Genomic DNA, 24,116 nt, shown 5'->3' on the forward strand with positions numbered 1-24,116 from the left:
AAAAATGTGCCTCAAATTTTAAGACTGAGATGTGCGTATTTAAATAATGACATCAAGCTAGGTGTTTCTACTTAGTCAAAAAGTGGGATGCTCCCAATTAAAGTCTACTCAAAACGAACTAATTAATTCAGAAAAAATGGCTGCGTTGGGACAATTAATCGCAGGAATTGCTCACGAAATCAATACTCCATTGGGAGCAATTCGCTCTTCGGCGGGGAACATTTTTAAGTTTTTAGAGCAATCTCTACAGCAGTTGCCTGCACTATTTCAGTCTTTATCTATAGAAGAAGCGGAAATTTTTTTAGCATTAATCAATAGGTCGCTCCAAGAAAAACCCAGTTTCTCTGCCAAAGAAGACCGCAAAGTGAAAAGGCTTTTTATCAGTCAATTTAACTCCGAACAAGTTGCAAAACCCGAGGATTTGGCTGATACGATTGTGGACATGAGAATTTATGACAAAATAGAGCCTTTTTTGCCACTGTTAAAAAGATCTGATAGTTTGTATATCTTAGATAGTGCTTATAAAATATCCGGTATGCAAAGAGGTATGCAAACCATAGCAATAGCAGCAGATAGAGCGGCAAAAATAATATTTGCTCTCAAAGAATACACAGGAGGTCAACCGTCGAGCGATAAGAGTTTAGCCAAGATAGGTGATGGTATCGAAACGGTGTTGACTCTCTATCACAATCAAATCAAAAATCGAGTGAATATAGTGCTGAACCTTCCAGAACTACCCCCTGTACTTTGCTATCCTGACGAACTCAATCAGGTGTGGACAAATATCGTCCACAATGCTTTACAAGCTATGGACTATCAAGGTACTTTAACTATTGACGCGATTGAGGCAGGTGAGCAGATAAAGATTACTATTGCCGATACAGGCAAAGGTATACCGTTGGATATTCAAGAGAAAATATTTGAGCCTTTTTTTACAACAAAATCCTTAGGGGAAGGTAGTGGTTTAGGGTTGCATATTGTTAAACAAATAATTGACAAACATCAAGGTAAAATAGAAGTAAAATCACTTCCCAGACAAACCACGTTTACAGTTTATTTACCGAGGAATTAGTAGCACAAAACTGAAGTCATACCATTTGAGATTTGAGATTTGAGATTTGAGATTGGGAATGACTGATGACTATCAGGGTTTGAATCGCGGGCTTACATTTGCATTCTTTCTTGAAACTGGTATTACGGATCGACGGGTAGCTGTTTCTGCTTTCTTTTTCTCCCAATTCCCAATTCCCAATTTCCAATCTCCAATTCCCAAGTCACAATTTTTAGTGTAAAGAGTAAAATGCCTAAACCAGTAATTTTATGTGTTGATGATGAAATCGCTGTATTGGAGAGTCTCAAAGTGCAACTCAAGTCAGCTTTTGGTACTGAATATTCTTATGAACTGGCCGAAAATGCGATGGATGCTCTAGAAATGCTAGAGGAGCTTACTGAAGAGGAGTCTCAAGTTCTGGTGATTGTATCAGATTGGTTAATGCCCGGGATGAAGGGGGACGATCTGCTGATTTGCATCCACCAAAAATTCCCAAAAATCGTGAAAGTTATGCTAACAGGTCAAGCTGATGAAGCTGCTATTGCCAGGGTAAAAAAGGAAGCAAACCTTCATTCGTGCTTGTATAAGCCTTGGTTGGAATCGGAGTTAATTGAGATCATTAAATCTGGGCTTAAAAAAACTTGAACCCACAAGTAATTATAGGAGGTGATGGTGAGCAAACTACGATCGCAAGTCTGAATTAATATTCCGGGGAAGTATTACTACTTTGCGATCGCACGTCACATCCAAGTCTGGGTCAAACATTTAGGTATTGCACTAAATAACTGTTCGATCCTTCGGACTTCAGTCCTCTCTTTGAAGGTGAAGAAGGACTAAAGTCCTCACTGCGAACCTTTTTAGAAGGACTCGCATTGTTCACTACGAATCATAGCTCAAAACTTCGCTGTCCATTGCCAACAATGAAGTTTCGAGCAATCTCCTGCAACCGCAACAGCCCCGACGATATCTGAACAGGGAATTAATTCAATTAAAGACCATTTCGATGATTCTTCGGGGTTTTGTTCAACATTTAATAGTGCTGCGGGTTCTCCTGGTGTGAGGGTCACATCAAACTCATTCAGGGGAATAGATAATCCTTTTCCGACTGCTTTGATGTAGGCTTCTTTCCGAGTCCAGCAGGCAAAAAAAGCGTGGTTTTGGAGATTTTTGGATAGAGAACGCAGCACGGTGTTTTCTAATGGTGAAAAAAACTTTTCAGCAATCTCTAGACAGGGAAAGTTGGGATTTATTCGTTCAATATCGACGCCAATATCTCGATTTTTGGTAATGGCAATTAGCCCAAGTTCGTGAGAGTGAGACAAATTGAAACGCAGGGTATCTCCACTTTGGGCGACGATGAGAGAGGGTTTGCCGTAGGGGTTGTATTCAAAGCTTAGATGGCTGGGATTTATGTGCAGGTAGCGACTCAGAATTTCTCTCAGCGCACCGCGAGTCACAATAAATTGCGATCGATCTTTTGGAAAGTGAAAACGCTCTGCTTTTGTCTGTTCGTCGGTAGAGAGAGTCTCTGCTAAAGTCCGCACGCAAGACGCCGTTTGAGCCAGAGAGACGCGCCAAACATGAATTTCGTTGATGTCTAATGTCAGGTTTTCTGGTGGGGAATTCCACGAAGGAACAACAGCAGTCATGTATTTGCCCTTTTTTTGGGCTTGGTGAATCAAAATATCGTCTCTGGCGATGAGACTATCGATCGAACTATGGGGGCTTTGGGCGGTGGAAGTTGTTTGCTTGGCGGATGTGTTTCCCGACGTGAAATCGCCAATTACAAAGGATTCTACCATGAGATGTGCTAATTTTTTGCTTGAGTCTGGCGATCGCACTTGCACGCATCGCACGAGTCTCGATATTATTTTGTATTAGGTAGATTTCACGCCCAGAGCGATCGCACTTTTTTGTTGTCAGCGACCTGAAGAAGGAAAATTTAAGCCAATTGGCTTAAACAATTAAGACAAATTGCTAATGTATGTGTTCCCAAAGATGAATATCTTTATTTCAGCTCTCAGGTCAAAAATCCGGAATATTTAGTGTTTGTTTTGCACTAAAAATCCAGATATCCGCTCCCAAGTTCCCTTTTACATAATTACGTTTTTCTGGTTTTTATAGCAAAAATTGTAGCTTTAGGGGGGGGCAAGGATATATTTATTTTTCCTGCGAGCCATCGGGGGCAAAGCTGCCGATCAGCTCGTATTTACAATTTAATAACTTAGGACTCAGCCTAAAAAGTGATTTTACACGCTACTCATAGCCGCAAGTAAGGTGATGCACGCCACACCCTACATCTAGAAGTTCTGCGTCGAGGACTGGAACTGCAACAAATTCCCAAATAATCCGGATATTCACTCTATTTGGTTGTAAAATTAATTACAGTTGTTTTCCTTTGATTCGTTTTGTCAAATAAACTGCGATCGTGATAGCAAATCTAAAGGATGTCTGCTTTTTTCTGTATGCGCGATCGCCAGGATAACTGCCTGCGTATTTACAGCATCATTTTTTTGACAGCACTGAGGAAACAGGAAATACTGTCTGGCGATGCTTGCGAGTAGGCATCCAAATTTTTAAGGTGGATGTCGGCCACCTACAGTAGTACCTGTAACTAAAGTCAATCAAGAAGTATTAGATGGGGCGATCGCTGTTGCCGGACGATTTGCTTGCTATAATACAGCAAAAATCGCTTGCGTGCACTACAGCAAGGCCAAATTCACAATCAGGGTGCTGGGATAACAAATCATAACTTGTTGGGTGCAACTAATTAAATCCAGAAAGTGTTTTCTAAGCAACAAGTTTTTCCAAGCATGACTACTCCTTCAAACATCAAATTTTTACAACCAACCAAATCTGCTGGCAGATTAGTGGTAAAAGCAGTTCGCTCCCTCCCTTTGCGAACAGTTCTGGTAGTTCCATTCGTGGTGCAAATATTCGCAGCAGTCGGAGTTGTGGGGTATTTGTCATTTCGCAATGGACAGCAAGCTGTTAACGAAGTTGCTACCAAATTGCAGGAAGAAATTAGCGATCGCATCTCCGAAAGAATCCAAGCATACATGGCATTTCCCCACCAACTAAATCAATTCAAAGCCAATGCTTTTGAGCTGGGGGATCTCAACTTGCAAAACATTCCGCAAATACAGCGCCACTTCTGGAAGCAACTGCAAACTTTTGACACAGTAAGCGTTACGTATATTGCCACTCCAGGCGGAGATTTTATTGCCGCGAGGCGCACTAATGAGGGAAATTTTTTATTGCAAGAACGCACCGAGCTTACAGACGGCAACATGAATTATTATGCTGCTAACAACCGCGGCGAACCAACGAACTTAGTTAAAGTAAAACCTAAATTTGACCCGCGAGTTCGTCCCTGGTACACAGCAGCAACCGAAGCACAAACGGCAACTTGGAGCAAAATTTACGCCGACTTTACCAGCAAAGGATTGGGAATTACAGCGGCGCAACCGTTATACGACGAATCGGGGCAGTTGCAGGCAATTTTAGGCACTGACTTACTATTTTCGCGAGTTAACGAGTTCCTCCAAAAGTTAAAAATTGGCAAATCTGGTCAAACGTTTATTATTGAGCGATCGGGTGAATTAATTACAACATCAACGCAAGATCCAGTATATTTAATCAAAGGTGAAGAGACAGAAAGAATTCAGGCAACTGCCAGCCAAAACGCCACCATCAGCCTCACTACTAAATACCTGCAAGAGCATTTTGGTAACCTCAACAACATTCAGCAAAACCAACAGCTTAGGTTAAAGATTAAAGACCAGCTACAATTCATGCAAGTTACGCCCATAAAAGATGACAAAGGTTTGAACTGGCTGATTGTAGTAATTATTCCCGAATCTGATTTCTTGGAACAAATTAATACCAACAACAAAACTACTGTTTTGCTGTGTATTGCAGCTTTGGCGGCAGCTATAATTGTCGGTATACTAACAGCTAGATGGGTGACAAAACCAATTTTACACTTAAATGAAGCAGCAAAAAATATTACCAAAGGTCAGTGGGTAAAAACTGTAGAAATAAACCGGAATGATGAAGTTGGCGAACTTGCTAACTCATTTCAAACTATGGCACAACAACTGCAATTTTCTTTTGAGGAAATGCAAAGTTTGAATGCTGAATTATCCGAGAGTAAAAGCCGACTCAACCAAATTTTAGAAGCCGTGCCGGTGGGGATATTTGTAGCAGAACCCAGCGGTAAACCTTATTACGTTAATTCTCGGGCTCAATCTTTGCTTGGTAAAGACATGGTTGACGATATGAAATCTGCTGAAATTGGAGAGGTATATCAAATTTATCTCGCCGATAGCGGGGAAATATACCCTCAAGAAAAAGACCCGATAGTGTGTGCTTTTCGAGGGGCAAGTGTCAATGCTGACGATATAGAAATTCACCAGCCAAACAGGACTATTCCGCTCGAAGTTTGGGGAACGCCAATTTATGATGACAAAGGAAAGGTGAATTATGCAATCGCAGCTTTTACCGACATTACCCAACGCAAAGAATCCGAAAAATTAGTAGCCGAATACAACCGCACTCTCGAAGTTCAAGTTACCGAAAGAACCCAAGAACTTAGAACAGCATTAGAAGACCTACAAACCACCCAACAAGAGTTAGTTCATTCAGAAAAAATGGCTGCTTTAGGACAATTAGTAGCGGGAGTTGCCCACGAACTAAATACTCCGCTGGGTGCGATCCGTTCGAGTGCCGGAAATATGAGCAAATTCTTGGGACAAACCCTCTCCAACTTGCCCGAACTTTTTCAATCGTTTTCTCCCGAAGAAGCCGATAACTTCTTCATGTTATTAAATCAATCGCTGCAAAAAGATATAACTTTGACAGCCAAAGAAGAAAGGAAATTAAAGCGAACTTTGGTAGGTCAACTAGAAGATGAAAATATTGACGAAGCCGATGATATCGCGGACACCTTAGTAGATATGGGGATTTATGAAGCGGATGACTTTATGTCTCTGTTGCAAAAACCCGATCGCGAGCTAATCTTAGACATGGCTTACAAACTCACAGAAATCCAGCGAGGCACCCAAACAATTAATACCGCAACGGATCGAGCATCAAAAGTCGTCTTTGCTCTGAAAAATTATGCCCGACACGACTCTTCAGAAGTGATGATTCAATCGGATTTAGTTGACGGCATAGAAACCGTACTTACCCTTTATCAAAACAACTTGAAACACGGGGTAGAAGTATTGCGAAACTTCCAAGAAATTGAACCTGTACTCTGCTACCCCGATCAACTAAATCAGGTGTGGACAAATCTCATCCACAATGCCCTGCAAGCGATGGATAATAAAGGTACATTAACTCTGGATGTTTTTCAAGAAAGCAATCGTGTCAAAGTGGCTGTCACGGATAGCGGTAAGGGAATTCCTGAAGAAGTTATCTCGAAAATATTCCAGCCTTTCTTCACAACTAAGCCACCGGGAGAAGGCACAGGTTTAGGGCTTGATATTGTCAGAAAAATCATTGAAAAACATTGCGGTACAATCGAAGTTGCATCGGTTCCTGGCAAAACGACTTTTACCGTTTCTATACCCGTCAATCCCGGATAACCTCTTTGAGGGTAGGCATTGCTCTTATCGCTTCTGCAACTTGCGTTATGCGTTTTTTTGGGGACAGTGCCTGCCCAACAAACTAGAGGATACACTCAATGGCAAACAAAGAACGGCTGAGAATAAAAAAGTATGTCTAAACCTGTTATCCTGTGCGTTGACGACGAAAAAGTAGTTTTGAAAAGTCTCAAAACTCAACTCAAATCAGCCTTTGGCAATACCTACGTTTATGAATTAGCGGAAAATCCCGCCGATGCTTTAGAATTGATAGATGAATTTAATGATGATGATACAGCGATCATCTTGATTGTTTCTGATTGGTTGATGCCGGGAATGAAAGGAGATGAATTCCTAATTCGCGTTCATCAAAAATTTCCGAATATAGTTAAAGTGATGCTGACAGGTCAAGCAGATGAAGATGCTGTTCAAAGAGCATTTGACGAAGCTGATTTGCACCGTTGCTTGCACAAACCTTGGTCGGAAGAAGAGTTAATTGAAACCATTAAAACGGCTTTATCGCTATGAGCAAACAAGTGATTATTTGCGTCGATGACGAAACTACGGTTCTGAAAAGCCTCAAAGCTGAATTAAAAGATGCTTTAGGCAATACTTACCGGATTGAAATTGCGGAAGGAGGTGAGGATGCTCTAGAGTTAGTTGCCGAACTTATGGAAGACGGAGAAGAGATTCCTTTAATTATCTCCGACTACGTGATGCCTGATATGAAAGGAGATGAATTATTGAGGCGGGTTCATGAAATTTCTCCCAAAACTCTCAAGGTGATGCTAACAGGGCAGGCGACAATTGAAGCTGTGGGAAGTGCGATCAAGCACGCGAAACTCTACCGCTATATCGGCAAGCCTTGGCAAACTGAAGACTTGAAATTGACCGTGACAGAAGCCGTTCACAGCTACAGTCAGGATAAAAAACTAGCAGCACAAAATGCCGAACTGCGAAAAGTGAATGAGAGGTTAGAAATAGCCTTGGAACTGCAATCACAATTAACTAAGGCTGCCAGACGGTTTGTGCCGAATGAATTTGTCTCGCTACTAAGCCGTGAAAGCTTGGTTGATATCAAACTCGGCGACAGCGTGGAAAAGGAAATGTCTGTCTTGTTTTCTGATATTCGGGATTTTACGACTCTTTCTGAGGGAATGACTCCTCAGGAAAATTTCAAGTTTATTAATTCTTATTTGAGCCGCATGGAGCCAACGATTATTGAAAATAACGGTTTTATTGATAAATACATTGGCGATGCAATTATGGCTTTGTTCGGTCACAGTGCCAGCGATGCTGTGAATGCTGGAATTTCTATGCTACACCGTCTCGACGATTACAATCAACACCGCGTTAATGAGGGCTTTGCACCGATTAAAATTGGGATCGGTATCAATACGGGCAACCTGATGCTGGGAACTGTTGGGGGAACAACGAGGATGGATAGTACGGTGATTAGCGATGCGGTGAATTTAGCTTCCCGCGTGGAAACGATGACGAAAAGTTACGGGGTATCGATGTTAATTACTAACAATACTTTTTTACAGTTAAATGTAAGTGAATACCAAAAATATGCAATCAGAAATATTGGTCGAGTTAGAGTTAAAGGCAAATCTGAGTTGGTGACGATTCATGAAGTATTTGATGCCGATCCGCCGGAAGTTAAAGATGGCAAGTTAGCAACTTTTAATATATTTATAGAGGCTTTGTGGAACTATAGTGCGAGCAAACATAAGGAAGCGGCACAACTGTTTGCTGAGTGCGTTCGCAAAAATCCGCTCGATCGCGTAGCACAGAATTACCTGAAACGTTCTCAGGAAATGCAGTCACTATTAACTGAGGGTAAGTCGGATTTTTTTTGATTGTTTATTAGTCCTATCAAATGCGGTTTGATCGTTCGGAGTTTAGTCTTTAAATCCCAATACGCTTGGGATTATAAAGTCCGATCGGCAAAATGAGAGTGAAAAACAGATACGCTCGATTGCTTCGTTCCTCTCGAAGGACAAATCCTAAGCCAAGCGTATTGCCCTTAAACCCAAGTTTGTAGAACTTTTCCGGCTATTTGCTGTCCCAACCAAGGTGTGTTTGCCGATCGCGATTTCAGACTGCGCCCTTCAACCGTCCAAGTCATGAGCGGGTCGAACAAAATCAGCTCAGCAGAGGCTCCCAGCGCCACCTTCGCGGGGGTTTGACCGAGACAAACGGCGGGGCCTGTACTCAACACTCGCCACAGTTCTAAAGCGGAAAATTCACCAGTTTCTACGAGTCCGTGCCATAACAGAGGTAGCGCTAATTCCAAGCCGATCGCCCCTGGGGGACTATCCGCAAAAGCCACGGTTTTTTCTTCGTAAGTACGAGGATTGTGGTCGATCGCGATCGCATCAATCACCCCATCTTTCACAGCTTGAATTAAGGCTAATTGGTCGCTCAGATTGCCTAACGGCGGTTCGAGGTGTAAATTCGGATCGTAGGGAACCGAAGCAGTTAGAGCATTTTTGCCAGCGGAATCTTGAGAGTTTCCTGAGATTGCGCCGACATTTAACAGCAAGTGCATCCAAGTTACACTCGCAGTCACCGGTAAATCCCGCGCTTTGGCATCTCGAATCAATTCCACGCTTCGGGCGGTTGAAACGCGCATGATGTGCACTCTTGTTCCCCCAGATGCCACTAACTCCAGGATTGCCGCCAAAGCCGATGTTTCTGCACTTGCGGGAATTCCTGGTAAACCCAAGCGCACGGAGACTGCACCTTCCCGCGCGGCGCCATTTCCGGCTAAAGTGCGATCGCACGGCCACAAGGCGATCGACTTATGCAAGGGCTGGATATACTCAAGCAAACGCCTCACCAGAGCCGGATTAGACAGCGGGAAACCGTCCGCAAACCCTACTATTGGAGAGGAGGCCAGCTCGCCCAACTCGGCCATCTGTTGCCCTTTAACGCCCGCTGTCAGCGCGCCCCAGAAATACAAGCGCGGTAGGGAGGGCGATAAATTGCGGATGTGTTGTTGCAACAAGGCTAAACCGGCCAAGTTGTCCACTGGTGGGGAGGTATCGGGTAAAATCGCTAGGCGGGTAAAACCGCCAGCCGCCGCAGCCTGCATTAAGGATTCGAGGGTTTCTCGTTCCTCAAAACCTGGTTCTCCGCTATGACTGTAGATATCGGCTAATCCTGGCCCTAAAATTAGGCCTCGGCAATCCCGGACTTCTGTGTCGGCGGGAATTTCGGTGATGTTTTCTTGGATTGCTGCGATCTGATTTCCTGTAATTAGAATATCAGTGGTGCGATCGATCTTTGAAATTGGATCGATTACTCTTATGTTTTGTAGCAGTTCGCGATTCATATAGAAGGAAGAGGGAAGAAGGAAGAAGGAAGAAGGAAGAGGGAAGAGGGAAGAGGGAAGAGGGAAGAAGGAAGAGGGAAGAACGAACCGCGAAGACGCTAAGGACGCGAAGCAAGAGGGAAGAAAGGCAAGGGTTTCTGCAATTGATGTTTCGTGGTTGCTATTAAAATTCAGACTTTTGTCCGGCGAAGCGTGGGGGAGGGTATTGGTATTCGTGTTAACTTAAGCTTTAAACGTGCTATCAATCTACTGTTTGATAATTAGGCCTTCGATCCCCCCGCATTCTTGCCCCCTACTCCCTCTTAAGAAGCAGGGCGGTTTTATTGTCCGAAAAATAAATCTGAAACTACTGAAAGCATCGCTCAAACGTCGGGTGGCGTATTAGACGCAACTGTCATATTAATCAAGGTACGTAGTTGGGCTTGGGCCCTCTTTATAAATACGTCTAAAGAGGGCTGAAGCCCAACTACGTACCTATTTCTATGATGACTATAAAACCACCCTGCCTACTCCCCCTTAAGAAGGGGGGAACCGGAAGCACTCTTGCAGCCCCCGGATAGTCTGAGGACTTTGATAAGGCTCTTGTCCCCCCCCTTAAGAAGGGGGGTTAGGGGGGATCGAGACTACGCTAACAGCGAGATTTATCAAGGATTTTAGACTTAAGTTAACACCTCAAAAATTACAGTGCTCCGGCTGCTGTTTGATCGAAAACACCGCCACTTAAATGAGTTGTGATATTCATCGCCTGCAATACGGGCAAACCATCGGGGCCGTGGGGATAATCAATCACGCTAACCGCGCCGTTTCCTTGTTTGAATTTCCAGAAATGTTCGGGTTCTAAGTTGAATAGGTGGCAGAGAAGGGCTTTGTTGACGGCATCGTGGGCAACTACAATTCCTGTACCGCTAACTGATTTTACAATTTCTCGCCACGCTGCGATCGCCCTTGTCCAAACTTGCTCTAAATTTTCTCCTTCTGGCATTTGCACTTTTTCGGGAGATATTTTCCATTCTTCGAGCAAACCTGGATAGGATGCTTCTATTTCTGATTCAAATTTTCCTTCCCAAAGTCCGTGGCTAATTTCGCGCAATTCGTCGCGGAGTTCGAGTTGCAAATCGCCGTGATATTTGAGAATAATTTCGGCAGTTTCTTTCGGGCGCAGCATGGAACTGCTGATGGCAAAATCTAATTTTACATCTTTAAGAAATTCTGCGGCTTGCCGAGCTTGTTCGCGGCCGTTATCGTTGAGTGGTACGTCTATTTGTCCTTGAAATTTACCTGCTCTATTCCAGTCTGTTTCGCCGTGACGCACTAGCAACAAGCGCGGGCCGCTGTGTCCGTCCCTCGGTTTGGGGAAGATTTCTCCGGTATGGGCGGTTAAATTCAGCGATTCTAATTGAACAGCAATTTTATTGTTGGACTCTGTTTGTTCATCGGCAGATCCCAAATTGATGACACTAATTCCGCAATTTGATTGTTGAATTGATTGATAGTAATCTGGGGCGATTTCTGAAGCTGTGGCGATTAGGGCGCGGTTGATTCCGTTGTGACCTACTACTAGAATTGTGCCAGAAGTGTGGCGTGATAAAAGTTCTTCCCAAAACTTGCGGGCGCTAGCAAAAACGGCTAGTACCGGAAAGTGTTCGATTTCTCCTTCGGGGGAGGGGATTTTCATGGAAAATTTGTCGGGATGTTGTTGCCATTGCTGATATGCTTCGGGGAATTGGTCGATCGCCTCTTGACGCAGCATTCCTTCCCACAATGGCAAATCGATTTCCATCAATTTATCAGTTGGCTGGAGTTGTGGCGGATTTGTCAAGCGCGACAGGATGATTTCGGCTGTTTCTTTGGCTCGTTGCAGGGGACTTGTATAGGCGGCATCAAAGGTGATACTGCTCAGGATGTCGCCTACTTGCTTTGCGCCGGCGCGGCCTGCTTCTGTCAAAATTGATTTATCAAGGCGGCCTTGGATGCGACGTTCTTGATTGTATGTGCTTTTGCCGTGACGGACTAAGATAATGCGGGTCATTCGATTTTAGATTTTAGATTTTAGATTTTAGATTTAGCCTGTTACTGAGTCCGTGGGTGCTGGTGCGTACCTTACCCAGTCTTCGGGTGCGAGGCGAGTCAAAAAGATTAACCAGTGAAATTTTACCAGGTGGCGGGATACTCTCGGCTGCAACGACCTATGATTAAAGATGGGAAAGAGTTAGACACAGATTTGCGCGGGACGGAAAACCAGGAATGACACTGAAGCGGATAATTTTAGGTATTTTAACGGCGATCGCGATCGCTCTGGTCGGTTTATCTTTACTTGCTAGTTGGAGTGAACCCCAAATCCAAAGCCGGCTGGAACTCTATCAGACAAATTTGCTGCTGCACGCCTCGGAGTGGCAAGGAGAAAATAATCAGGGTGCTAATTTAAGTTCGGCGCGCAACAATATTATCGGTTCCGATCCTCTAAATACGGCTTTAACGCAGTATAAAGACGCGCGAGATTCGACTCAAAAAACTCTCGAAACAACTCAAGCACAATTCAAACAAATTCCGCCGACTCTCGTCTCAAAGTCGGAAAATTCTGCTCTCAAATCGGCACAACAAAAGGCTGTGCAAGAGTTGACAAGCCAACAGTCAGCGCTGCTAAACGAACTTGACTTGCGATTGGGAGTTTTGCAGGCAAGCAGCGGCAAAACGAAGGAGGCGATCCAAACTTGGCAGGGTTTAGTTACGCGGTACAAAACTGAAATTGATGCCGATCCTTCCGTGGTAACTGCTCAGGTTTTAACGGGAATTTGGAGCAATCCGCCTCAACTTTTGCCGGATGCTGAGCCGCGCATTCAAAAGTCTTTGGATGGGTGGTTTCGCTATCGCGCTCTAGCACAACTTTACAAGCTGCAAGAACGTTCTAAAGAGCTGGTGGCGCTGCAAGCAGCAGAGCAAGTAACGGCTGAGCAAGCTATAGAAAAGTTGGCAATTGTTGTTGGCGTTCCGGCTATATCTCTTTGTATCGGCACGGTTTTGCTGGTTGGTTTGAGCGTGCAGTGGCTGTTGCAGCGCCAGCAGTTAGATAAGGCAGGTTCGGGGCCGCTGTTGGCGCGCAATGCCAGCTTGACTTGGGATGTGCCTTGGGATGGCGAGATTGTTTGGCAGGTGCTGGTGGTCGGCTTTTTCTTTGTCGGGCAAATCTTGATTCCCTATTTTTTGCTGCCAGTTTCTCTAGCTGTTCTTAAACTGAACCCTGCTACTTTTGACGGGCGCGAAAAGGCTTTTTATATCTTTGCTACTTATTTGTTGCTGTCGGCTGGCGGGCTTTCGGTACTGTATTTTTCGGTCAAGTCTTTTCTACCTTTACCTGATGGTTGGTTTCGGATAGATTGGCGGGGAAATTGGTTTTTGTGGGGGTTTGGCGGCTATTTTGTGGCTTTGCCTTTGGTGGTTGTGGTGTCGCTGATCAATCAACAATTATGGCAGGGACAAGGCGGCAGCAATCCGATTTTGCCGATCGTCCTTGAAGGTAGGGACAACGTGGCTCTGGCGGTGTTTTTCGGCACTGCTGCGATCGCCGCTCCGGTTTTTGAGGAAATCGTGTTTCGGGGCTTTCTACTGCCTTCTCTGACTCGCTATTTGCCTGTTTCTGGGGCGATCGCAGCTTCGGCTTTTTTGTTTGCGGTGGCTCACTTGAGTGTCTCTGAGATTCTGCCTTTGGCGACTTTGGGCGCGGTGTTGGGGTTTGTGTACACGCGATCGCGCAATCTCCTCGCCCCCATGCTTCTCCACAGTCTTTGGAATAGCGGAACTCTCTTGAGTCTGTTTCTTTTGGGCGGCAGCGCGGGTTAATTCGGGCGGTTGTTAATAATTGTGAATAAACCGGGCTTTTGTGACATCTATCGGCATTGTCTGCTGAGGTGGAATTTGGCGATCGCCCGGTCGCTGACTTTAACGGAAAAACTTGCTTTAACATTGAAGTAATATCTTGTAGGTCGATCGATGTCAGGTTAGCCCGGGCGATCGCACCCAACCGAGCGTGACCATTCTGCTAATTTTTATGTTAAATTTAAGTAAGGATGAGGTTTCAAACCAATGAGCAATTTCAACAGCCACAAGTTAGAGAGAACGCCAAGTTGGATGCGTTTCGCACCCTACGCAGCCCTAGGCATTTTAATATTTTCTGTCAATTCCGGTAGCGAACTCAATTATTTCTTGAGAGGCTACTCAGTCATTCTACAGGCTCAAGCCGGTATAGTTCTGCTGTATTTTGCGATGTCCAAGTTTCGCAAAAACCCAAATAAATGAGTAAAAATTAGAATTAGTAATATTGCTTGCCTCGATCGCATTCGTTGTCTATCGCGTTCGTTAAAATAAAAAACTGGGGAAAGGGAAAAATGGTAAAAGATAAAACCGTAGCAGTTGTGTTAGCTTTCTTTATCGGAGGTTTCGGAGGCCACAAATTTTATTTGGGCAACAATGTAGCAGGAGTATTCTATTTGCTCTTTTCGTGGACATTAATTCCCTCACTGATCGCATTTTTCGATTTCATTGGGCTGCTGCTGATGTCGGAACCAGCTTTTAATGCACAGTACAATGGCGGAATGTTGCCGTCTGGGTATGCCCTCAGAGGGGCAAAAGATGTCACAGGGGCGATCGCAGAATTGAAAGGACTTTACGATATGGGCGCAATTACCGCCGAAGAATATGAAGAAAAACGCCAAAAACTGCTGCGGGAATTGTAGTTAAGAAGGAAGAAGGAAGAAGGAAGAAGGAAGAAGGGAAGCCACTATCAAAAGGCTGGGATTTACACAAGAGTCAAATATAAACCAATACGCTTCAGTTAAGCCCGGAGATCCCCCCTAACCCCCCTTGCAAAGGGGGGGACAAGATATTCTCTTTCGTCCCCCTTCTTAAGGGGGATTTAGGGGGATCTCCGGGGAAGAAACATTTTTAAGTGAACCGTATTGAAATCTAAAGTCGAGCGAGGATAGAACTAAAGTGTCTCAAGATTTATACTGGCTGCGTCAAACTCCAAACTGGGTGTGGTATTCTTTTATTCCGTATTTTGGCGGATTGGCGATCGTCTATGCAGGGCAAAAAACAAATATTCGCAGTTGGATGGGATGGGGTGTTTGCTTTACTTTAGCAGCACTAGCGCTATCTTCTTCAGCTAATTTCGGCACCCTCGTTTGGATAGCTCAAATTGTCACAGCCTTTGCTTTGAAAAAGCGCTATCTGATCAAAACCGCACCCAGAGGCTTGCTGGTTCCTGCAACTGCGACAAATGCCGAAGAACTAGCCAACGTGCGCGGCAAAATAGATATTAACGAGTGTACCAAAGATGATATGGTCAGAATCTTGGGTTTGCCGATCGTCTACGCTAACGATATTGAATCTTTGCAAAACGAAGGCTACCTTTTTACCCACGCCGAAGAGTTATCGGAAATCGCCGGAGTACCCGAAAGTCACGTCAGACGCATCGCCCCGATGATTTGCTTTAGCTACAATTATCAAAAAGAATCGCAGTTTACTTGGAAGCGGTTAAACATTCTTTCGCCGTCAGAGTTGATCGAAAGCGGTTTAGATGGGGTTGTGGCTGAAAAAATAGTTAGAGAAAGGCAAAGCAAAGGCGCGTACAAATCAGTTGTTGATGTCAAGCGGCGGACGGGACTGCCTTTTGATTCCTACCGCCATATTTGTTGATTTGTTAATTGGTAGTTGTTAAGCTGTTGTGGATTTAATTTTTATTTTGAGGGCGGGCGAGAAGCCCACCCCACAAGAGTTTGATGCACGCAGACCTCAGAAACCCGGTTTCTGACTAGATTTCTTGTGACTCGACCCAAAACTCGTAGAAACCGGGTTTCTTGCTCCCCATGCGTCAGCAATGAAAGTGTCCAAATTGTTGAATTAGGAACAGCTTATGACAACAAAATTAGAAGTTGACCGACATAAATTGTATGATACCGATTACCTCAGATGGATTGAAACCACTGTGGAAAAGTTGCGGTCTCGCGACTACTCAAATATCGATTGGGAAAACTTGATTGAAGAAATAGAAGACATGGGCCGAAGTGAACGCAGGAGTTTGGAAAGTAATCTTGTGGTAATTATCCTGCACTTGCTGAAGTGGCAATTTCAACCCGATCGCAGAAGCGGTAGTTGGAAAGCTAGCATTGCTGAACACCGTAGACGTATTCGCAAAGCTGTGAAAGATTCCCCCAGTCTAAGACCATATCTGGAAGAGGTGTTAGCTGAATGTTATGCGGATGCAGTAGAACAAGCAAGTGCTGAAACTGGGTTGTCGATAGAGACGTTTCCGCAATTGTCCGTTTATACTTCTACTGAGGTTCTAGATTCCAACTTTTTGCCCGATGAAATAATCTCAAAGTAGCATCGTCTGAAAATCCGATCGCCAGATCGTAATTAATCCCATATCAAAAAATATAATACCCAGATTTCCGACAACTTCTCCCAAGTCAGGGATCTAAAAAATTGTGGACTAGACAATGCTTGGAATATTGGTGCTATTCTACAGAATTATTAAAATGCAAAACGACACAACAGCAGATTACCCCTAAAATCACACTTATGTCTGACTCTCCTCCATCCCAAACTCCCCCAGAAACCGCAGCAGACAATCCTCAAGCAGACAGCCGCAGTGCCAAAACTCGGCAAATGTTGGGTATGAAAGGGGCTGCTAGCGGGGAAACTTCCATCTGGAAGATTCGCTTGCAACTGATGAAACCGATTACCTGGATTCCCCTGATGTGGGGCGTGGTGTGCGGGGCGGCTTCTTCGGGAAACTATGTTTGGAATTTAGAGAATTTTGCGATCGCCTCCGCTTGTATGTTGATGTCAGGGCCTTTGCTGGCTGGCTACACTCAAACTTTGAACGATTTTTACGATCGCGACATCGACGCCATTAACGAACCCTACCGCCCGATTCCCTCCGGTATCATCTCGATTCCCCAAGTAGTTACCCAAATTTTGGTATTATTAGCCGCAGGCATTGCGGTAGCCTATGCTCTAGACTTGTGGGCGGGTCATGAATTCCCCATCATGACTGTTTTGACTCTCGGCGGTGCATTTTTGGCTTACATCTACTCTGCACCACCGCTGAAACTCAAGCAGAATGGCTGGTTGGGAAATTATGCCCTAGGTGCTAGCTACATTGCTCTGCCTTGGTGGGCAGGTCAAGCTTTGTTTGGTACACTAGATCCCACCATTATGGTTTTGACGCTGTTTTACAGTTTGGCAGGACTGGGAATTGCGATCGTAAATGATTTCAAAAGTGTCGAGGGCGATCGCCAATTAGGGTTAAAATCTTTGCCAGTGATGTTTGGCATCGGCACCGCAGCCTGGATTTGCGTGTTGATGATCGACATATTTCAAGCAGGCATTGCAGGCTACCTGATCGGCATTCACCAAAACCTTTACGCTGTCATTCTCCTGCTGTTGATCGTTCCCCAAATCACTTTTCAGGATATGTACTTTTTGCGTAATCCCCTGGAAAATGATGTTAAATATCAGGCAAGTGCTCAGCCTTTCCTGGTACTGGGTATGCTGGTAGCGGGTTTGGCACTGGGCCATGCTGGTTGAGAAAAATTTTGAGTTGGCAATTTTGAGTTAAATATTTTTAACCAAAAATAAACAACTCAAGATTATGCACAGTTTTCTTGAAGAAAAAATGTCAAATTAAAAATTAAAAATTGAAGGGGGTTAGCCTTTTTAATTTTTAATTTTTAATTTAAATTGATGAGGTTTGAAGGTCTGAACGTGTCAGAATTTTTCTCAAATATCAAGGATAAATTGAGTAAAGTCACTAAGGGAGTAGGCGATAATTCCGATCTAGAATCGCCAAATGCTGCCAATAGCACCGGGCTAAACTCATCGCAATCCCCGCCTGAATTGTCGGGGCGGATAACTGGTGAGCGATCGGAGTATGTGATATCAGAAGATGCTGAACCTCCAGAAGAGTCAGAATTAGCATCAGAATATTCCTACTCAGAACAGGATGAATTTCCCATAGTCAAGCGCGATTGGGAAGGATTGAGGCGCTTAATCGTTTGGTTGGAAATTGAACCTCAAGTTAGCAGCTTGCAAGAAAAAGGCAAGAGATTGTTGGGGCCGGGCTTGAGTTTGCTGGGAAATAAATTACCAGAACAATCTCATAGTAGCGAGTTGCCGGAAAATAGCGCACCGCCAAATACCGAACTGCAAATAAATACCGAACTACAGGAAAATAGCGCACCGCCGAATACCGAACTGCAAATAAATACCGAACTACAGGAAAGTATTGCACCGCCGAACACCAAACTGCAAATAAATACCGAAGTACAGGAAAATAGCGCACCGCTAAATACCGAACTGCAAATAAATACCGAACTACAGGAAAGTATTGTACCGCCGGAAGATAGCGCACCGCAGAAAAATACTAAAAAACGGCTCTCCAGGCGCCCTAAATTTTGGATAGGTTTAGGTGTTCTCAGTATAGGAAGTGGCGCTTTAATCTACGGTTTGTGGATTTTATACACCTTAGACAAAGGTTTGCCGGATGTTAACGATTTGTCGGCTTTTAACCGCGACGGGACGCTGACAATTAAGGCGGCTGACAATACGATTTTGTTGCAGTCGGGGCCGGCAACTAGAGATAAGCTGAAACTTAAGGAAATTCCCGAACTGTTGACTAAAGCTTTTATTGCGATAGAAGACCGCCGTTTTTACGAACATCGCGGGGTGGATTATCAAGGTATTGTGCGATCGATCGCTTCTAATGTGATAGCCAGAGATTTGGTGCAGGGCGGCAGTACAATTACCCAACAATTGGCCCGCGTGGTTTTTCTCAATCAGGAAAGAAGCCTTAAGCGGAAGGTTCGGGAAGCTCTTTTAGCTCAAAAAATAGAGCGGGAGTTGACTAAAGAACAAGTCTTAGAAAGATATTTAAATCTGGTTTATTTGGGTTCAGATGCTTACGGAGTGGCGGATGCGGCTTGGGTTTTCTTTAGCAAACCCGTCGATAAATTAACTTTGGCAGAGATGGCAACTTTGGCGGGTTTGCCGCCTGCCCCGAGCGAATATTCGCCTTTAGTTAATCCGGATATTGCTAAGCAACGTCGCAATATTGTGCTGCAACAAATGCAGGAAGCGAAGGTAATTACAGAGGCTCAGGCGAAGGAAGCCCAGGCGGAACCGATAAAAGTGAAACAAAGTCAACCGAAGCGATTTAAAGTAGTCGCGCCTTATTTTGCTAGTTACATTCGCAAGGAATTGCCGCGCTATGTTTCTAAGGATGCTTTGGAATCGGGCGGCTTGACTGTCGAGACGACGGTGGATTTGAAGTGGCAGAAAATAGCGGAACAAGTTATTAAAGATGCGATCGATGTTGATGGCCGCCGTCAGGGTTTTGAACAGGCGGCTTTGGTTTCAATAGAAGCTAAAACTGGGGAAGTTAAGGCCCTGGTAGGTGGCGGAAGTTTTAAAGACAGTCAGTTTAATCGGGCTACGCAGGCTTTGCGGCAGCCCGGATCGACTTTTAAGGGGTTGGTTTATGCGGCGGCTATGGGGGCGGGTTTTTCGCCTTACGACAGCTATGAAGATGCGCCAATTATTATCGACGGCTATCAACCGAATAATTACGGGAAAAAGTTTAGCGGTTGGCGATCGATCTCTGATGCTTTGACGAGTTCGGTAAATGTCGTAGCTGTCAGAGTGTTGATGGATGTCGGGTTTGAACCGGCGATTAAATTAGCCCACGATATGGGAATTAAGTCTAAATTAAGTCCGATTTATTCCCTAGCTTTGGGCTCGTCTGAGGTTAATTTGCTGGAATTAACTAATGCTTACGGTACTTTAGCGTCGGAAGGTAATTTTATTGAAGCCCACGGAATTACTAAGGTGATCGATCAGCGGGGAGATGTGATTTATAAGGCTGATTTTAAACCGAAGCGGGTTTTGGATAAGGATAGTGCGGCAATTACTACTTGGATGTTGGAGGGTGTGGTGACTGGTGGTACGGGCGGGCCTGCTTCTTTGGGCGATCGGGCTGTGGCTGGTAAAACTGGCACTTCGGAAAAGGTGCGGGATTTGTGGTTTATCGGTTACATTCCGCAGGTAGTAACTGGGGTTTGGTTAGGGAATGATGACAATTATCCGACGGGGGGAACTAGCGGTACTGCTGCTTACAATTGGCGCGATTTTATGAGTAAAGCTGTGAAGGGAATGCCGGTGCAGGAGTTTCCCAAGTTGCCTAAGTTGGAGGGCCGCAAAGGCAGTATTAAGGCGAAACCCGTCGAACCGAAGGAGATTATTCGAGGGATGATTATGAATGACGATGGTGCGATCGTCCCTTACAATCCCAATCCCGAACCGAAGCATCGCGAACCAGCTTATCAAGAACCAGCTTACCAAGAACCAGCTTACAAAGAGCCGGCTTATCAAGAACCAGCTTATCAAGAACCAGAGCGTTATCAAGAACCGAGATATTAAGCAATAATTACAAGCAATTGCGATGTGTAGGGGCAGGTTCACCAATAATCCTTAATGAGTACCAACAATTGAAATAAACCTGCCCCCACCCAACCAACAATTTAAATGTACATTGGATTGATTGCAAGAATTGGAATTGGGAATTTTTAACCGCAGATTATGGCAGATTAACACGGATTAACGCAGATGTATTTGCGGACTTCAATCCGATCGCAATTTAATCTCGTTTCAGCCGCACCATAAAAAAGCCATCCATTTGATGCTTGTGCGGCCAAACTTTGACCCATCCTTCTGGTGATGGCTGGACTGGTAAATCAATGGTTGGCGGTTCGATTTGCCAGTCAGGATTGCTATCTAAGAACGATCGCACAACCTGTTCATTTTCCAAAGGATGAATCGTGCAAGTTGCGTAAACTAAGACGCCGCCGGACTTGACAAATGTCGCTGCATTTGCTAGTAATTCCGATTGCAGTTGCGATTGTTGTTGAATATTTTCGGGAGTGTGCCGCCAGCGGGCGTCAGCGCGGCGGTGGAGGGTTCCGAGGCCGGAACAAGGTGCGTCTAATAATACTCTGTCTGCTAGATTGATAAATTCTGGGAAGTGGCGGCTGTCTCCGGTATGAATTTTAATAGATTTCATCTGGAGTCGATCGGCATTTTCAGCAAGTTTTTTGAGTCGGCTAGCGGTTTTGTCGCAGGCGTAAATAGTACCTGTATCCTGCATTAATTCAGCGCTGTGGGTGGTTTTCCCTCCCGGTGCAGCGCAGGCATCGATGATGGTTTCCCCCGGTTGCGGATCGAGTAAATGGGTGACTAATTGAGCGCTACTATCTTGAATAGTCCACCAACCTTCGCTATATCCGGGGAGATTTTGAATTGCGCCGGTGCTGCCATTTAGTCTTAATGCTTGGGGTAAATGGGGGATTCTGCTGGTTGAGATGTTCTGGGCTTGGAAGGCACTCTCGATTTGGGCGATCGAGCTTTTTAAGGGATTGATTCTCAGGTCAATTGTGGGAGATTGGTTGAACCATTCGCAGAGTTGTTCGGTTTCGGTTTCGCCTATTTGTTCGTTCCACAATTCTACTAGCCAGTCGGGGAAGCTGTGGAGAATTCCGAGGCGTTGGACTGATGATTTATAGTTAGTAACTGTTAATGGGTTTAAGTCGGTTTCGGTTAAACGGATATATTGCCGCAGCAAGCCGTTGACAAAACTGCTGAGTCCTGATAATTTGTTTTCTTTTGCTAGTTGAACGGTGGTGTTGACGGCGGCGGAGGGGGGAATGTGGTTGAGATATTGGAGTTGATATAGGCCTAAATGTAGGATGGTACGTAGATCTGGCGGTTGTTGGGAGGCTTTTTTGGTGGCTAGTTTGTCGATGATAAAGTCGATCGATCGCATTCTCCTAACGCTACCGTACACTAATTCTGTGACTAAACGCCGATCGAGGTCGTTGAGTTGAGAGTTGCGTAAAGTGCGATCGAGGGCGGCGTCTGCGAATGCACCGCGACGGTGGACTTCGCGGAGTGCGAGAAAGGCTATTTGGCGAGGATTTTGCATGGCTGGTTGGTTATATGTCAAGTTATTATAGGTTGTCTGAGGATTGAAAATAGAAATTACGGCGATTGAAATCGCGTCTATACAAACGAAGATATAGCTTCACAACCAATTCCAAAATCTTGTAGGGGCGGGTTCACCAACCATCTCTGAAACAGACAAAATATCTCATAAACCCGCCCCATCCCCGCCCTTATTTACATGAACATTTTACCAAAAAACTTATCGTACATTTGTATTGTTGGTGGGTGGGGGCGGGTTTATGAAATTATGGATTTTTACCGTAAATTGTTGTGAACCTGCCCCTACAAATTTGGTTTATAATATAACAACGTGTCCTAAGATGAACGATTGCCATAAGACAGAGGTTGCAACCGCCGGGTCTTTTTTATTCAGATTTCCTCGGGATTGATGCCCATTTCTCGGAGTTTTTCTGAAAGGCGATCGGCTTTTTGCTGTACTAACTCTTTCTCTTGTCTTTCTTGTTCCATTTGTCGCTGTGCTGATACCAATTCACTATGAAGGTACACTAAATGTATCCGCTCAATAAATCGGGGTAAATCGCTCAATGATGAGCGTCAAACATCGCAAAATCGTTCCAAACGCAGTAGTCTACCCCGAGTTATTGAGCGGTTTAGGCTAAAAGTATAGGAGATCCAATATGGGCAACAAATTTAAGGTAGAAATCCAGGAAACGGTTGAGGAACTAGAGCATCGACTCAAACGGGCTATAACCGCAGTAAGCAAAGAAAAATTACTGCTATTATACTGGATTGCCACCAAAAAAATCAAAACAAGAAAAGAATTAGCCACAATGCTGAAGCGAGACTCTTCAACAATATATCGTTGGTTAAGAACTTACAAACAAGGGGGAATTACCTCATTACTCACAGTTAAAAAAGCTCCCGGGAAGACTCCACATATACCACCCGAAGTCAGAGAAAAATTAATCAAAAAACTGCAAGAGCCCGAGGGGGAAACAAGTTATGGGAAATTACAGATATGGCTAGAAAAAGAATGCGGACTCAAAGTGAGCTATAAAGTCGTACATGACCTAGTTCATTATAAATTAAAATCGTACCTCAAAGTCCCAAGACCCCAAAGCAATAAAGTGAACGAAGTTGCACAAGCCAACTTCAAAAAAAAACTGTGGGAGATTATCAAAGTAATGATTAAATATTTCGGAACAGGACAGCCTGTAAGGATATGGTGCCAGGACGAGAGTAGATTTGGATTGATTACTATGCAGGGCAGGATGATTACATTGAAGGGGATAAAACCCGTCGGCAAAAAACAATGGAAACGAGGAAACTTCTATGTTTATGGAGTCGTAGAACCATCAACAGGTGAACAATATTATCAAGAATTCTCTCAGCTAAATCACAACTGTTTTCAAGAGTTTTTAAATGGATTTGCTGAAAAATACTCATACCATTTCAATCTAATTATCATGGACAATGGTAGCTTTCATAAAGCTCTCTTGTTAGACTGGCATGACCATGTGATGCCAATATATTTGCCTGCCTATAGTCCTGAATTGAATCCGATTGAAAGATTGTGGGAACACACAAAAAAAGACCTCAAGTGGGCAAATTATTCGAGTTTAGATAAACTCAAAGAACAGGTAGATATAATTATCAAATCTCTCACGAATGAAGAAGTTTTATCTCTCTGTGGTTGGGACTATATCCTTGAAGCTATATTAAGTGCAGGTTCATAGTGAATTGGTATGATTCCTGTTGTCTTGACAACTCCACATAAGACAAAAACTTCAGTCCATCAGGGCGATAAATTTCCAAGTCTCCCGATGCAGTTTGAAAACGGATCTGCAAACGCGGACTCACCCAACCATCCATTAATTCAATATAGTTGAGTTTTCCATCAGAACGCAGCCAACCAATTAATTCATTATCCTCTGGACTGTAGACATAATATTCTTCGACTCCATAATCCTGGTAGAAATTAAACAGCTTAAACAGTAATCCCATCCGATTTCCGGGGGAGAGGATTTCGGCGTTGCTGAACTAGGGTATGATGAAATGGTCGTCGGAGCGTCACAAATCACACACATTTAAAAGGAATATTATGCAATGCCCGGAATGTCAGTCT

General features: G+C 44.3%; 19 protein-coding genes. 13 read left to right on the forward strand and 6 right to left on the reverse strand.

Going from position 1 to position 24,116, the window contains the following annotated elements; translation table 11 throughout:
* Nucleotides 1–190: 190 nt before the first annotated feature.
* Complete coding sequence (locus tag JGK07_RS25225) at nucleotides 191–1,072, forward strand: ATP-binding protein (protein WP_293243052.1); 882 nt, start codon at nucleotides 191–193, stop codon at nucleotides 1,070–1,072.
* Nucleotides 1,073–1,300: 228 nt separating this feature from the next.
* A complete protein-coding gene (locus JGK07_RS25230) occupies nucleotides 1,301–1,696 on the forward strand; it encodes a response regulator (RefSeq protein WP_293178050.1) in 396 nt (131 codons plus the stop codon).
* A 248-nt stretch (nucleotides 1,697–1,944) separates the two neighbouring features.
* Here JGK07_RS25230 and JGK07_RS25235 read toward each other — a convergent pair whose 3' ends face one another.
* Entirely contained in the window at nucleotides 1,945–2,853 is a 909-nt protein-coding gene (locus JGK07_RS25235) for a 4'-phosphopantetheinyl transferase superfamily protein (protein WP_293178053.1), read from the reverse strand.
* Nucleotides 2,854–3,864: 1,011 nt separating this feature from the next.
* On the opposite strand from JGK07_RS25235, the gene JGK07_RS25240 reads away from it, so the two are divergent.
* The 3 genes from JGK07_RS25240 to JGK07_RS25250 all read left to right on the forward strand — a co-directional run bounded on the left by JGK07_RS25240 (nucleotide 3,865) and on the right by JGK07_RS25250 (nucleotide 8,501).
* The gene (locus JGK07_RS25240; protein ID WP_293224754.1) at nucleotides 3,865–6,642 is read left to right on the forward strand and encodes an ATP-binding protein; all 2,778 of its coding nucleotides are present in this window, start codon (nucleotides 3,865–3,867) and stop codon (nucleotides 6,640–6,642) included.
* 132 nt (nucleotides 6,643–6,774) lie between these two features.
* A complete protein-coding gene (locus JGK07_RS25245) occupies nucleotides 6,775–7,167 on the forward strand; it encodes a response regulator (protein ID WP_293178059.1) in 393 nt (130 codons plus the stop codon).
* Nucleotides 7,164–8,501 carry an adenylate/guanylate cyclase domain-containing protein gene (locus tag JGK07_RS25250; RefSeq protein WP_293178061.1) on the forward strand — a complete coding sequence of 446 codons (1,338 nt, stop codon included), beginning with the start codon at nucleotides 7,164–7,166 and terminating at the stop codon, nucleotides 8,499–8,501. Before JGK07_RS25245 ends, JGK07_RS25250 begins: the two co-directional genes overlap by 4 nt.
* 167 nt (nucleotides 8,502–8,668) lie before the next feature.
* Here the strand turns inward: JGK07_RS25250 and JGK07_RS25255 are convergent, their stop codons facing one another.
* Nucleotides 8,669–9,979: a dihydroorotase gene (locus tag JGK07_RS25255; protein ID WP_293224756.1), complete on the reverse strand. Its 1,311-nt coding sequence runs from the start codon at nucleotides 9,977–9,979 to the stop codon at nucleotides 8,669–8,671.
* A gap of 679 nt (nucleotides 9,980–10,658) precedes the next feature.
* Nucleotides 10,659–12,008 (reverse strand): histidine phosphatase family protein, encoded by a 1,350-nt coding sequence (locus JGK07_RS25260; RefSeq protein WP_293205833.1) that lies wholly within the window; start codon nucleotides 12,006–12,008, stop codon nucleotides 10,659–10,661.
* A 215-nt stretch (nucleotides 12,009–12,223) separates the two neighbouring features.
* Here JGK07_RS25260 and JGK07_RS25265 point away from each other — a divergent pair, with 215 nt between their 5' ends.
* The 7 genes from JGK07_RS25265 to JGK07_RS25295 all read left to right on the forward strand — a co-directional run bounded on the left by JGK07_RS25265 (nucleotide 12,224) and on the right by JGK07_RS25295 (nucleotide 20,452).
* Nucleotides 12,224–13,816 carry a type II CAAX endopeptidase family protein gene (locus JGK07_RS25265; protein ID WP_293178069.1) on the forward strand — a complete coding sequence of 531 codons (1,593 nt, stop codon included), beginning with the start codon at nucleotides 12,224–12,226 and terminating at the stop codon, nucleotides 13,814–13,816.
* Between the two features lie 243 nt (nucleotides 13,817–14,059).
* A complete protein-coding gene (locus tag JGK07_RS25270) occupies nucleotides 14,060–14,272 on the forward strand; it encodes a hypothetical protein (RefSeq protein ID WP_293178072.1) in 213 nt (70 codons plus the stop codon).
* 89 nt (nucleotides 14,273–14,361) lie between these two features.
* Nucleotides 14,362–14,709: an NINE protein gene (locus JGK07_RS25275; RefSeq protein WP_293178075.1), complete on the forward strand. Its 348-nt coding sequence runs from the start codon at nucleotides 14,362–14,364 to the stop codon at nucleotides 14,707–14,709.
* Between the two features lie 256 nt (nucleotides 14,710–14,965).
* Entirely contained in the window at nucleotides 14,966–15,670 is a 705-nt protein-coding gene (locus JGK07_RS25280; RefSeq protein WP_293178078.1) for a helix-hairpin-helix domain-containing protein, read from the forward strand.
* Nucleotides 15,671–15,887: 217 nt separating this feature from the next.
* Nucleotides 15,888–16,358, forward strand: coding sequence for a DUF29 domain-containing protein (locus JGK07_RS25285; RefSeq protein ID WP_293178081.1), 471 nt, complete (start codon nucleotides 15,888–15,890; stop codon nucleotides 16,356–16,358).
* A 197-nt stretch (nucleotides 16,359–16,555) separates the two neighbouring features.
* On the forward strand, nucleotides 16,556–17,566 hold the full coding sequence (gene chlG / locus JGK07_RS25290) for a chlorophyll synthase ChlG (protein ID WP_293224758.1): 1,011 nt from the start codon (nucleotides 16,556–16,558) through the stop codon (nucleotides 17,564–17,566).
* A 156-nt stretch (nucleotides 17,567–17,722) separates the two neighbouring features.
* Nucleotides 17,723–20,452, forward strand: a complete 2,730-nt coding sequence (locus JGK07_RS25295; protein WP_293190999.1) for a transglycosylase domain-containing protein — start codon at nucleotides 17,723–17,725, stop codon at nucleotides 20,450–20,452.
* 217 nt (nucleotides 20,453–20,669) lie between these two features.
* Here the strand turns inward: JGK07_RS25295 and JGK07_RS25300 are convergent, their stop codons facing one another.
* Together JGK07_RS25300 and JGK07_RS25305 are read right to left on the reverse strand one after the other, a co-directional pair.
* On the reverse strand, nucleotides 20,670–22,010 hold the full coding sequence (locus JGK07_RS25300) for a 16S rRNA (cytosine(967)-C(5))-methyltransferase (RefSeq protein WP_293224760.1): 1,341 nt from the start codon (nucleotides 22,008–22,010) through the stop codon (nucleotides 20,670–20,672).
* A 389-nt stretch (nucleotides 22,011–22,399) separates the two neighbouring features.
* Nucleotides 22,400–22,537, reverse strand: coding sequence for a hypothetical protein (locus JGK07_RS25305; RefSeq protein ID WP_293203196.1), 138 nt, complete (start codon nucleotides 22,535–22,537; stop codon nucleotides 22,400–22,402).
* A 131-nt stretch (nucleotides 22,538–22,668) separates the two neighbouring features.
* Between JGK07_RS25305 and JGK07_RS25310 the strand changes: the two genes are divergently transcribed.
* Entirely contained in the window at nucleotides 22,669–23,727 is a 1,059-nt protein-coding gene (locus JGK07_RS25310; protein WP_293190995.1) for an IS630 family transposase, read from the forward strand.
* Here JGK07_RS25310 and JGK07_RS25315 read toward each other — a convergent pair.
* Complete coding sequence (locus JGK07_RS25315) at nucleotides 23,705–23,995, reverse strand: hypothetical protein (RefSeq protein ID WP_293190993.1); 291 nt, start codon at nucleotides 23,993–23,995, stop codon at nucleotides 23,705–23,707. The two genes, JGK07_RS25310 and JGK07_RS25315, sit on opposite strands and share 23 nt — an antisense overlap.
* Between the last annotated feature and the right edge of the window lie 121 nt (nucleotides 23,996–24,116).

Origin of the sequence: Microcoleus sp. PH2017_24_DOB_U_A, from assembly GCF_020738205.1 — a bacterium.
Taxonomy (GTDB): Bacteria; Cyanobacteriota; Cyanobacteriia; order Cyanobacteriales; family Microcoleaceae; genus Microcoleus.